The sequence below is a fragment of the Gordonia desulfuricans NBRC 100010 genome, from assembly GCF_001485495.1.
Classification (GTDB): domain Bacteria; phylum Actinomycetota; class Actinomycetes; order Mycobacteriales; family Mycobacteriaceae; genus Gordonia; species Gordonia desulfuricans.
In genome coordinates, this window is sequence record NZ_BCNF01000081.1 from 33,384 (window position 1) to 45,167 (window position 11,784).

General features: G+C 67.8%; 10 protein-coding genes. 6 read left to right on the forward strand and 4 right to left on the reverse strand.

Annotated elements, in window-relative coordinates; translation table 11 throughout:
- Window positions 1-92: 92 nt before the first annotated feature.
- The 5 genes from glnT to GD1_RS14030 all read left to right on the forward strand — a co-directional run bounded on the left by glnT (window position 93) and on the right by GD1_RS14030 (window position 5,412).
- Entirely contained in the window at window positions 93-1,439 is a 1,347-nt protein-coding gene (gene glnT, locus GD1_RS14010) for a type III glutamate--ammonia ligase (RefSeq protein WP_020790103.1), read from the forward strand.
- Between the two features lie 77 nt (window positions 1,440-1,516).
- Complete coding sequence (locus GD1_RS14015; RefSeq protein WP_059037646.1) at window positions 1,517-2,413, forward strand: class II glutamine amidotransferase domain-containing protein; 897 nt, start codon at window positions 1,517-1,519, stop codon at window positions 2,411-2,413.
- Window positions 2,401-3,138, forward strand: coding sequence for a GltB/FmdC/FwdC-like GXGXG domain-containing protein (locus tag GD1_RS14020; RefSeq protein WP_020790105.1), 738 nt, complete (start codon window positions 2,401-2,403; stop codon window positions 3,136-3,138). The genes GD1_RS14015 and GD1_RS14020 overlap by 13 nt, the downstream gene beginning before the upstream one ends.
- A gap of 56 nt (window positions 3,139-3,194) precedes the next feature.
- Window positions 3,195-4,547, forward strand: coding sequence for an FMN-binding glutamate synthase family protein (locus GD1_RS14025; protein ID WP_020790101.1), 1,353 nt, complete (start codon window positions 3,195-3,197; stop codon window positions 4,545-4,547).
- Between the two features lie 178 nt (window positions 4,548-4,725).
- Window positions 4,726-5,412, forward strand: coding sequence for a helix-turn-helix domain-containing protein (locus tag GD1_RS14030; protein ID WP_053776158.1), 687 nt, complete (start codon window positions 4,726-4,728; stop codon window positions 5,410-5,412).
- Window positions 5,413-5,496: 84 nt separating this feature from the next.
- Here GD1_RS14030 and GD1_RS25445 read toward each other — a convergent pair whose 3' ends face one another.
- Together GD1_RS25445 and GD1_RS14040 are read right to left on the reverse strand one after the other, a co-directional pair.
- Window positions 5,497-6,105: a hypothetical protein gene (locus GD1_RS25445; protein ID WP_238403809.1), complete on the reverse strand. Its 609-nt coding sequence runs from the start codon at window positions 6,103-6,105 to the stop codon at window positions 5,497-5,499.
- 58 nt (window positions 6,106-6,163) lie between these two features.
- Window positions 6,164-7,114: an ERCC4 domain-containing protein gene (locus tag GD1_RS14040; protein ID WP_053776156.1), complete on the reverse strand. Its 951-nt coding sequence runs from the start codon at window positions 7,112-7,114 to the stop codon at window positions 6,164-6,166.
- Window positions 7,115-7,246: 132 nt separating this feature from the next.
- Between GD1_RS14040 and GD1_RS14045 the strand changes: the two genes are divergently transcribed.
- The gene (locus GD1_RS14045; RefSeq protein WP_059037647.1) at window positions 7,247-8,425 is read left to right on the forward strand and encodes a lipase family protein; all 1,179 of its coding nucleotides are present in this window, start codon (window positions 7,247-7,249) and stop codon (window positions 8,423-8,425) included.
- A gap of 138 nt (window positions 8,426-8,563) precedes the next feature.
- On the opposite strand, the gene GD1_RS14050 is transcribed toward GD1_RS14045, so the two are convergent.
- Window positions 8,564-9,439: a TY-Chap domain-containing protein gene (locus tag GD1_RS14050; RefSeq protein WP_059037649.1), complete on the reverse strand. Its 876-nt coding sequence runs from the start codon at window positions 9,437-9,439 to the stop codon at window positions 8,564-8,566.
- Between the two features lie 149 nt (window positions 9,440-9,588).
- On the reverse strand, window positions 9,589-11,541 hold the full coding sequence (locus GD1_RS14055; protein WP_083534198.1) for a SulP family inorganic anion transporter: 1,953 nt from the start codon (window positions 11,539-11,541) through the stop codon (window positions 9,589-9,591).
- Window positions 11,542-11,784 lie beyond the last annotated feature (243 nt).

Consider the following 11,784-nt stretch of genomic DNA (forward strand, 5'->3'; position numbering starts at 1 on the left):
CCGAGGGTGTACTAGTCCCAGGTTCACTACAAGTGGACAACGGATCACCCGAGTAGACATACTGAGCTCGCACACCACCCCCGGAGAACGCCATGACTGACACATCGCACGATCTCGCCGAGCTGTGCGCCAAGACCGGTACCAAGTTCATCCTCGCCATGTTCGTCGACCTGCGCGGCAAGCCCTGCGCCAAGCTCGTCCCCGTCGAGGCCGTCGACGAACTCTCCACCGACGGTGTGGGTTTCGCGGGCTATGCGGTGGGTGCGATCGGTCAGGAGCCCAAGGATCCCGACCTGATGGCCATCCCGGATCCGTCGTCGTTCCTGCCGGTGCCCTTCATCAAGGAAGGCCTGGCGATCGTCCACTGCGATCCGCACGTCGAGGGCAAGCCGTGGCCGTTCGCCCCGCGCAACATCCTCAAGGCCCTGATCGCACAGGCCGACAGTGCCGGCTTCGAGCCGTGGGTGGGTGCCGAGGTCGAGTACTTCCTGCTCAAGCGGGAGGCCGACGGGTCGCTGATCACCGCCGATGCCAACGACGACTCCGATCGTCCCTGTTACGACGTACGCGGCCTGACCCGGATGTATGACCACCTGACGTCGGTGTCGACGGCGATGAACCAGCTCGGCTGGTCCAACTACGCCAACGATCACGAGGACGGCAACGGCCAGTTCGAGCAGAACTTCGCCTACTCCGACGCCCTGACCACCGCCGACCGGGTCGTCACCCTGCGCTACCTGCTGTCCACCTTCGCCGCCGAGCGCGGCATGATCGCCACGTTCATGCCCAAGCCGTTCGCCGAGCGCACCGGGTCCGGTCTGCACCTGCACCTGTCGCTGACCTCCAACGGCCAGCCGGTCTTCCCCACCGCATTCGACGACACCCGCGGCCTCGGCCTGTCCGACGTGGCCTACGGCTTCGTCGCAGGTGTTCTCGAACACGCCCCCGCACTGCAGTCGGTGATGGCCCCGACGGTCAACTCCTACAAGCGAACCGGCGCCACCGCCACCAGGTCGGGGGCGTCGTGGGCGCCGCGTGTGCCCACCTACGGCGGCAACGACCGCACCCACTACGTGCGCATCCCCGACGACCAGCGGGTGGAGTTGCGCGGCGGTGACGGCTCGGCCAACCCCTATCTCGCGATCGCCGCGGCACTCGGCGCCGGCCTCGACGGCATCAAGCGCAGCCTCGACCCCGGTGCGCTGGGTAGCTGCCCCGAGCACATCTCGGCGCTGCCGCTGACGCTGCTGCACGCGGTGGACGCCCTCGACGCCGACCCGGTGATCACCGCGACGCTCGACGCGGCCCTGCCCGCCGACTGGGATGCCGAGAAGGAGACGGTCTCGGCGTACTTCGCCAAGCTCAAGCGCGAGGAGTTCTTCTCCTGGCACTCCGCGGTCTCCTCCTGGGAGGTCGACCAGTACCTGACCGCCTTCTGACCACTCCCTGACCACCTTTCGACCGCCGGCCTCCGGGTCGGCGAGAACCAACAACTTTCACGAGAAAGGGCCACACCATGTGCGGAATCGTCGGGTTGCACCTGCGCAACCCCGATCTGTATCCCCGGCTCGGGGAACTGCTCTCCGGGATGCTCGGTGAGATGCAGGACCGCGGAGCCGATTCGGCGGGTATCGCCGTGTACGGCAACCCCACCTGGGCGCCCGCGGGCCATGCCTGCGTCAGCCTGCTCGAACTCGACGTCGACCCCGCCGCCGCGGCCACCGCACTCGGTGCCGTCGTGGGTGCGCCGGTCGCCGCGCAGTACGTCGACAACACCCTGGTGGTATCGGCCGATGTCGCCACCGACGACCTGCTGGCCGCCGCCCGCACCACCTACCCGACGGCCCTGGTCGCCGGTTTCGGCAACGACCTCACCGTCCTGAAAGGTGTTGGCGCACCGCGTGATCTGGCCGCGTCCTGGGATCTGGCGTCGGCATCTGGCTGGCAGGGTGTGGGCCACACCCGCATGGCCACCGAGTCTGCGGTCACCCCGGCCGGTGCGCATCCCTACGCGGTCGGCCCCGAGCAGTGCCTGGTGCACAACGGGTCGTTCTCCAACCACGCCACCATCCGCCGCGAACTGCGTGCGCAGGGAGTGGAATTCGACTCCGAGAACGACACCGAGGTGGGTGCCCGATTCGTCGCCCATCAGCTCGCCCAGGGCCGTGACGTCGAGACCGCACTCAAAGAGGTGTGCGCCACCTTCGACGGCTTCTACACCCTCGTCGTCTCCAACCGCGACTCCTTCGCGGTGGTCCGCGACGCCATCGCCTGCAAGCCGGCCGTGATCGCCGGGACCGCCGACTGGGTCGCGATGGCCAGTGAATACCGTGCCCTGGCACATCTGCCGGGCGTCGAGAATGCCCGTATCTGGGAACCGGAACCCGAGGTGGTCTACGCATGGACACGCTGAACAACACCGTCACGCCGAACAACACCGACACGTTGAGCACCGATACGCTGAGCACGACCTTCGATCTGGCGACCATGTCGTTGCGGGAGGTGAATTCGGCTCTGCACTCCGACATCTCGGGTGAGGTCGAGATCGTCAACCCGGCCGGTGCGCACAGTGTGGCCGCCGGCGTCAACGCCCCGGTCAAGATCACCATCGAGGGCCACGTCGGCTACTACGCCGCCGGCATGAACCAGCAGGCCGAGGTCACCATCAACGGCAACGCCGGCACCGGTGTCGCGGAGAACATGATGAGCGGCACCGTGGTGGTCAAGGGCAATGCCTCGCAGTCCGCCGGCGCCACCGCACACGGCGGTCTGCTGGTCATCGAGGGTGATGCGGCTGCGCGCTGCGGCATCTCGATGAAGGGCGTCGACATCGTCGTCGGCGGCAACGTCGGACACAACAGTGCGTTCATGGCGCAGGCCGGGCGCATGGTGATCCGTGGGGATGCCGGTCAGGGCCTGGGTGATTCGATCTACGAGACCCGCCTCTACGTCCGCGGTGAGGTCGGCTCCCTCGGTGCCGACTGCATCGCCAAGCCGATGAAGCCCGAGCATCTCGAGGAGCTCGCCGGTCTGCTCAAGGCCGCCGGCTTCAAGGACGACGATCCCGCCTCCTACACCCGTTACGGTTCGGCGCGCACGCTGTACCACTTCCACAGCGACAACTCGTCGGCGTACTGACCCGGCCGACAACCGCTGCGCTGCAACCACACACCACCCCGATCCCGGAGAGAACCATGACCGACAACCGCTCCCTCGAGCAGCGCGGACTGCGTGAGTCCGCGACCTTCGACCGCACCACCATCGCGGCCATCCAGCGGGCCGCCGAGACCGGCATCTACGACATCCGGGGTTGGGGTGCCAAGCGCAAGCTCCCACATTTCGACGACCTGCTGTTCCTGGGTGCCTCGATGTCGCGGTACCCGCTCGAGGGCTACCGCGAGCGCTGCGACACCGACGTCGTCCTCGGTGGCCGGAATGCCAAGTACCCGTTGCATCTCGAGTCCCCGGTGACCATCGCCGGGATGAGCTTCGGTGCGCTCTCGGCCGGTGCCAAGGAGGCCCTGGGTCGCGGCGCGTCGGAGGTGGGCACCTCCACCACCACCGGCGACGGCGGTATGACGCCGGAGGAGCGTGGCCAGTCCAAGCACCTCGTCTACCAGTACCTGCCGTCCCGCTACGGCATGAACCCCGACGACCTGCGCAAGGCCGACGCCATCGAGGTGGTCCTCGGTCAGGGTGCCAAGCCCGGTGGCGGTGGAATGCTGTTGGGCCAGAAGATCTCCGAGCGCGTCGCGGGTATGCGTACCCTGCCGGAGGGCATCGACCAGCGGTCGGCCTGCCGTCACCCCGACTGGACCGGTCCGGACGATCTCGCCATCAAGATCAACGAGCTGCGCGAGATCACCGACTGGGAGAAGCCGATCTATGTCAAGGTCGGTGCCTCACGTACCTACTACGACGTGAAGCTGGCCGTGCATTCCGGCGCCGACGTCGTGGTGGTGGACGGCATGCAGGGTGGCACCGCGGCCACCCAGGAGGTCTTCATCGAGCACGTCGGTATCCCGACGCTGGCCGCCATCCCGCAGGCCGTGCAGGCCCTCGAGGAACTCGGTGTGCACCGCAAGGGTGGCCGTGACGGTGTGCAGCTGATCGTGTCCGGCGGCATCCGCAACGGTGCCGATGTCGCCAAGGCCATGGCGCTGGGCGCCGATGCCGTCGCGATCGGTACGGCTGCGCTGATCGCCTTGGGCGACAACGATCCTCGCTACGCCGCCGACTACGAGAAGCTCGGTTCGGCCGCAGGCTACTACGACGATTTCCAGGACGGTCGCGATCCGGCGGGTATCTCCACCCAGGATCCCGAGCTGTCGGCGCGATTCGACCCGGTCGAGGGCGGTCGGCGGCTGGCCAACTTCCTGCGGGTCACCACCATGGAGGCCCAGACCATCGCCCGGGCCTGTGGCAAGGCCCACCTGCAGCACCTCGAGCCGGAGGACCTCGTCGCCATCTCGATGGAGGCCGCCGCGATGGCTCGTGTCCCGCTCGCCGGCACCGGGTGGATTCCGGGTACCGGAACCGGTTTCTGAGATAACCGACACGCTTGCGAATCCGCCACTCCGGCAAGCGGAGTGGCGGATTCGCGATACCCCGGGAGGGGGTGGGTACACCATGTGTGCACTACACGGTGGGCAACGGGTGGACGGTGCCGTCGGAGCACTGCCCCGGTTCCCGACAGTGGACGATGTTTCCCGTTATGCTGGCTCGATGGAGGACACGCCGGTCTCACACGCGACCACGGGACACGTGAACGACGATGCGCTGATCCGCAATCAGTCGGGTATCGCCCGGGATCGTCCGTCCGATCAGTCCGTCGAAGAACTCGAACTCGAGACCGCGATCGCCACCAATGTCCGCCGGCTGCGCCTCCAGGAGGGGCTCACCGTGGGTGACATGGCCGCCCGCGTCGGCATCTCCAAGGCGATGCTGTCGAAGATCGAGAACGCCCAGACCTCGTGCAGTCTCAGCACTCTCGCCCGTCTGGCGACCGCCTTCGACGTCTCGGTGACCTCACTGTTCCGGGGTGCCGACGTCGAACGCTCGGCGGTCTACGTCAAGTCGGGGGAGGGCGCGCGGATCGTGCGTGCCGGATCCAAGGAGGGACACGACTACGAGCTGCTCGGATCGCTGCGCGGCGAGCACAAACGGCTCGAGTGCCTGTTGGTCACCCTCACCGAGGACTCGGTCACCCAGCCGCTGTTCCAGCATCCGGGCACCGAGTTCATCTACATGCTCTCCGGCGTAATGGAGTACGCGCACAGCCGCACCGTGTATCGGCTCGCCCCGGGCGACGCCATGCAGCTCGACGGTGAGGGGCCGCACGGACCGGTGGCCCTACTGGAGATGCCGTGCCGGTTCCTCTCGGTGATCGCCTTCCCGGATTCGGCGGTCTGAACCGCTCTTTCGCGCCGACCGAGCGGGTCGTCACCGCGCCGGCGGCAGTCCTTCCGGATTGTGGTCGGTCCGGATGTCCGTCGCTCAGGCGGCGGCCAGCAACGGCAGCAGGATGACCAGCAGCATCAGGACGACGACCACGGCGGTGATACCGATCATCGCGCCGAGGCCCTTGTACGGCTGCGGTCCCGGGCCGAGCGATCCACCGCTGAATGCCCATAGGGGAGCGCGGTACTGGAGCTCGACGGGCTGATTCGGCTGCACCAGGATCGGCAGATCGGCCTTACCGATCTTCGGCGGCAGGAAGTACGGCACGTACACGTGCAGATGGTGCTGCCCCGGGGTGAGCGGGATCTGGTTGCGGCCCCACACCGCCGAGGGCAACTCGTGACCGTCGACGACGATCTTGGGTTTGATGAAGAACAGGATCCACATCAGCGGGAAGAACTGGGTCGTGATCGCCACTCCCTGTCCCTGCGCGCCGGGCTGTGCCTGCCCGTACTGGGGCTGACCGTACTGGGGTTGCGCGTACTGGGGTTGCGCGTACTGGGGTTGCCCATAGGGAGGCTGTGCCGGCTGAGGCTGTCCGGGGTGGGGCTGGGGCTGTTGAGGTTGCGGCTGCCCGTATTGCGGTTGTTGCCCGAATTGCGGTGCGGCATGGGGATTCTGGCCCTGCGGATACGGCGAGTTCATGGTCTCCCCCGGGAGGTCGATGACGACGTGATCGCCTCAATGTAGCCCGTGACCGGTGTCACCGTCGTTCGGCCGACAGATACGCAGTCAGCACCTCGGCCGGAATCCGGCCACGGTCGGACATGGTGTAGCCGGCCTCCCGGGCCCATGCCCGGACCACCGCCGGTGCGGGCGGATCGTGATCGGTCAGCGCAGTGGGGGCGGCATCGGCCGCCGTGGTCAGCCGATGCTCGTCCAGACATGCCCCGAACCAGCGGTACAACCACTCCTGCGCGAGGGGCCGCGTCTCGCAGAACACGATCGGTACCGCGGGGAAGCGGGCCTGCGCCTCGGCGACGGCGTCGGCCACCGCCGACGCCGACACGTGCTCCAACTTGAACAGTGCGGAATACCCGGAGTCCACCACGACCGCCGCCCGCGGCTGCCGGGCGAGGTCGGCGAGCAGATAGGTGAGCTTCCCCGACAACAGGCTGCTCGAGAGGTCCTCGATGCTCTTGCGCTCGGCCGTCGCGATCAGGGTCTCGTCGTCGAAGACCGCATAGTCACCCACCGGCAGGGCCCGTGTGGTCACCGACGCCTGCTGTGCGGAGAACTTGTAGGCGTAGCGCTCCCGGGTGTCGACGACTATCTCCACCACGTGACCGTGCGCCCGGGCCTTGGGGGTCACCACATTCGGCCGGGCCTGCTTGGCGGTGCGCCGCGACTGCCAGAACACCATCTCCCGGCCCCGCGCCTGGGTCAGGACGAACTGCGACCGGTTCTCCCGCGCACGGTCGAGGACCAGGTCGATCGCCGCCCCGCGTCGGCTGATCGATCGCACCGGCACGCGTTCGATGATCTCCGCGTCGGCGGGCCACTGCTGTACCCGGTGGCAGTAGACCTTGGCCGTTCGCGGCCAGGTGTCGCGGGTCTTGAGCACGATTCCGTCCGCACCCAGCGGCAGCCGGATGAGATAGGGAAGCGACGAATCCGCCTCCGGATTGCGTGCGATCAGCAGCTCATCGGACATGATCCTCCAAGAGTGCCGTATCGGCAGGACGGTGACCACCTTCCGGCGCGACCGAAAGAATCGTTTAGGCTAGCCTAAATCGCGAGTGTTGTTCGGTTGATCGAAGGGAGTGCGATCTTCGTGCGTGCATTAATGAGGACTGTGGCGATCACGGTCGTGCTCGGGGTCGTCGCCCTGGTGACCGGGGTCTTCCTCGGGACACCTCCGGCATCCGCAGCGCCGCGGCTGACGTCGCAGCAGGGAGCCGGCAGCGTCGTCGAGTCCAAGGACATCACGAACGAACCGAACACGCGCATCGCCGGTGCCGGTCGCGTCATCGCGGTGACCTATCTGTCCGAGGACTCCCAGGGCGAGCTGGTCCCGGTGCGCGCCACCATCTCGGTCCCCGAGCGCAACACGCGCGGCGGTCCCCTGCGGATCCACGCCTGGGGTCACGGCACCTCCGGGCTCGGTGACGAGTGCACCGTCACCGACCGCATGGGCACCAAGATCGACGGCAAGGGCCGCTGGGACGACTGGTTCGGTCCGTGGCTGAAGGACGGCTACGTCCTCGTCGCCACCGAGTACGCCGGCATCGGTGGGCCCGGCGTGCACGCCTACGCCGACGGTGAGATGCAGGGCAAGAACATGATCGACGCGGTTCGCGCCGCCCGCACCGTGATCCCGCAGTACACCGATCAGACCGCGGGTACCGAGTACCTGACCTCGGGCGGATCTCAGGGCGGCCAGACCGCCGTGTGGGCCGGACACCTCGCCCCGACCTACGCCCCGGAACTCACCAACGTCGGCATCGCCGCGCAGTCGCTGCCGGTCGACACCTCACGCCTGCTGTCCGCGGTCGCCCCCGGCATGCCGCCGGTGGAGGTGCCCGACTACGTCACCTACGTCTCCTACATCCTGGCCGGTACCAAGGTCGCCCGCCCCGACATCGACGTCGACTCCTACCTGACGCCGCTGGGCAAGAAGGTCGTCAACGACGCACAGACGCTGTGCTACCCGAATCAGGGTCGCGCCACCAAGGGTCTGACCGTCGGTCAGCTGGTCAACAAGCCGCTGTCGGAGGGCCCGCTGCTCGACGCCGTGCAGGGTGTCGTGAAGGTGCCCGATTCCGGATACCGCGCCCCGATGCTGATCCAGCAGGGACTGTTCGACCTGGTCGCACCCGCTCCGCTGACCACCGCATGGGTCGACAGTGTGCGTGCCTCCGGTGGTCGCGTCGACTACCGCGAGTACCAGGCGTCGCACGGTCTCGGGGCCTACGCCGAGGAGGCAGCCCGGGCATGGGCGAACGATCTGAAGTGGTCGCACTGACCTGAATCGGTTCCGACCGAAGCGACGATGCCGGTGATTCCCGTAGGGGAGTCACCGGCATCGTCGTGTGAGAGGGTCAGGTGGTTGTGGGGCCCGATGTCACCGGGTGGTCCGCATCGGCACCCTCGGGCCGGCCGGTCACGGCTTGCGGTGTGGAGGGAGCGGCTTCGGTGAGCGTGGCGGCAGGGTCTCGGTGAGCTCGGCCAGGATCTCGGGCCGGACGTCGGCGACGAACTGCAGCCACTGTCCGAGACCCACGGCCATGTTGTGCCGGGAGAAGGCGGTCACCTCGACGGTCAGCACCGCCACCACGCACGTGCCGTGGACCAGCAGTTTGATCCCGGTGTACTCGACGGATCGGGTGGCGACGAACTCGTAGGCCGCCCCGACGTCGCGGACCTCGGGCACGATGGTGCCGAAGAACTCCAGGGTCGGACGGTCGGGCATCACCCGCAACCACGAGCGGACCTCGCCGGTCGGCAGGGGGATGTCGCCGTCGTCGTCCACCACCAGGGGTTCCCCGGCCATCGACTCGAGCGAATCGATCACCAGTGTCCGCAGCTCCCGATGGTCGTGCGGCAGCCTCGTCCATTCGAGGACGGGTTCGCGCGGGCCCGGATCGGGGCCGTCGAGGAACACCGGATGCACCACACCCCAGATCTCGCGGAAGGTCGCCACCGCACGGGAGGCGAGATCGTCGATGCGCCGCCGCCCCACCTCGCTGATGAGGCTGCCGTCGCGCAGACGCCGCCAGCCGAGCAGGCGTAGTCCGCGGGCCAGGGTTGCCGGGGCGCCGGGGGTGTCGGTCAGGTCGGCCGCACTGATCGTGGCGCGCACGCGGTGGGCGCCGGTGACGGTGAACCCGATCCGCACGTGCCTGACCTCGGGGATCTCCGAGGTGTGCGCGACGACGTAGTGATCGCCGATCGCCAGGACGCTCAGCAGACCGCCGAGATGATGTCGGTAGTCGCCCCAGGCATCGGCCAGGGCCGTGTCGATGTCGAAGTCGCCCATGGTCACTCCCTCCCCGGGTGTAGCAACTGTCTGTGGGCAGACATTACGTCCGGGCGGATCCAGATGCGATGGCGCTCGCGGTAAACCCCCCGTTCATAGGACGGTCGAATCGCCGACGATCCTGCTGGTCGCAGGCCCGCCTGTCCGGTTCACCCGTCGATCGGGCCCTCGTTCTCGTTGACTGGGCCCTTGTTCTCGTTGATCGGGCGCTCGATCTCGTTGACTGGGCGCTCGTTGTCGTTGACTGGGCGCTCGATCTCGTTGATCGGGCGCTCGATCTCGTTGACTGGGCGCTCGATCTCGTTGACTGGGCGCTCGTTGTCGTTGACTGGGCGCTCGATCTCGTTGACTGGGCGGTTGTTCTCGTTGATCGGGTTCGCGCCGTCGATGTCGGTGCGCAGATGGCCGGTGATCTCGTCGATCCGCGCTCCCGTCGTCGGCGCGAAATGGGAGTCGTCGAAGCGTGGTTTCCCGTCGACGGTCAGCCGGTACCGGGCCAGTTGATCGCGGACCGGCCCCTTCATCTCGGCGAACAGCAGCTCGATGTCATGGGCGCGCAACCAGTCGTCGAGCTCCACCAGCTCGTCGACGGCGGTCGCATCGATCTCGGTGATCGGCTCGGCGGCCACCACCACGGTCTCCACCGCTCGTCCGTCGGAGATCGCGGCGCGCACGGTCGAGCGGACGAAGTCGTCGAACATGCCGCCGTTGGCGAAGAACAGTGGTGCATCGAACCGCACGATCACCACCCCGGGTATGCGTTCGGCAGCCGGGTAGCGACTCAGGTCGTGGTAGCCCCGTACACCCGGCACCAGCCCGAGCTCGGTCCGGTAGGGGCGCCACGCGAGGTTGACGAACGCCACCAGCGACAGTGCGATCGCGACGACGATGCCCTGCAGCACACCGATCAGCGCCACCCCGAGGAAAGCCGCGACGCTCAGTGCCCCCTCCACCGGGTTGATCTGGAACAGGGCGACGACGCCTCGCACATCCACCAACGCCATCGCCGCCGAGATGACCACCGCGGCCAGCGCCGACGACGGCAGATACGCCGTCACCCCCGGCGCCACCAGGATGAACACGACGATGAGGACCGCCCCGACCAGCGGTGCGAGCTGAGTCCGCGCCCCGGCCTGCTCTGCGACAGGTGTGCGCGACGACGACGCCGAGATCGGGAAGCCGCCCAACACCCCGCCGGCGACGTTGGCCACACCCACAGCGCCCATCTCCTGGCTGCCGTCGACGGAGGTCCCGGACCGCGCGGCAAAGGTCCGGGACAGCACGCTGGTGTCGGTGAAGGCGATCAGCGCGATACCGACCGCGGGCCCGATCAGTGACACCGCGTCGTGCCAGGTCACGCCGCTGAGCTGTGGAGAAGGCAGGCCGCGGGGCATCGCGCCGACCACCGGCAGCCGGTCGGCCCAGCCGAACGCCGCGACCGCCACGATCGACCCCACCACCGCAACCAGCACTCCCGGGATCGCCCGGTACCAGCGCTTGAACCCGAAGATCACCGCCAGGCATGCCAGGCCGATCGTCGTCGGCAACCAGTCCACTTCCCCGTGGGCGATGCCGCGGACGATCTCCGCGGCCTCCTCGATCACCGACTCCCCACTGGTGCTGAAGCCCAGCAGCTTCGGCAGCTGGCCGAGCAACACCACCAATGCGATGCCGTTGAGATAGCCGATCCGGATCGGTTTGGACAGCAGGTCGGTCACGAATCCGAGCCGCAGCAGCGCGCCGAGGAGCAGTACCGCGCCCACCTCGATCGCCAGGATCCCGGCGAGTGCGACGCGGTCACCCGACACCGCGGCGAGGGGGATGATCGCGGCGGCGATGATCGGTGCCAGCGAGGAGTCGGGACCCAGCACCAGGATGCGCGACGGCCCGACGATGGCATAGGCGATCAACGGCACCACCGTCGCGTACAGGCCGTTGACCGGTGGCAGCCCGGCGACCTCCGCATAGCCCATGCCCGCCGGGATGAGCAGCGCGGTCAGTACCACCCCGGCCACCAGATCTCCGCGCAACCATGTGCGGTCATAGCGGCGGACGACGTCGAGTCCGGGCAGCAATCGGGCGAGATTGGCCGGTGTGCTCATGAGGCGATTATTCGCCTTCCCGCCCCGCCTCGACTTCGGATGCGCCGATTGCGGGTCGAGCCGAATGCTGGTTGAGCCGATGGGGAGCGGAGCGACGTGGCGTGTCGAAACCTCGGTTGGTCGGGGCTGGTGGGTGAGGATTGCGAGGGTGGTTGCGGGCGTTTTGGGGCTTGCTGGGTCTCGACTCGGGTCCTCGCCCTGTGGGGCTCGGTCCTGGCTCGACCATCGGGTGGTTGTTGCTGG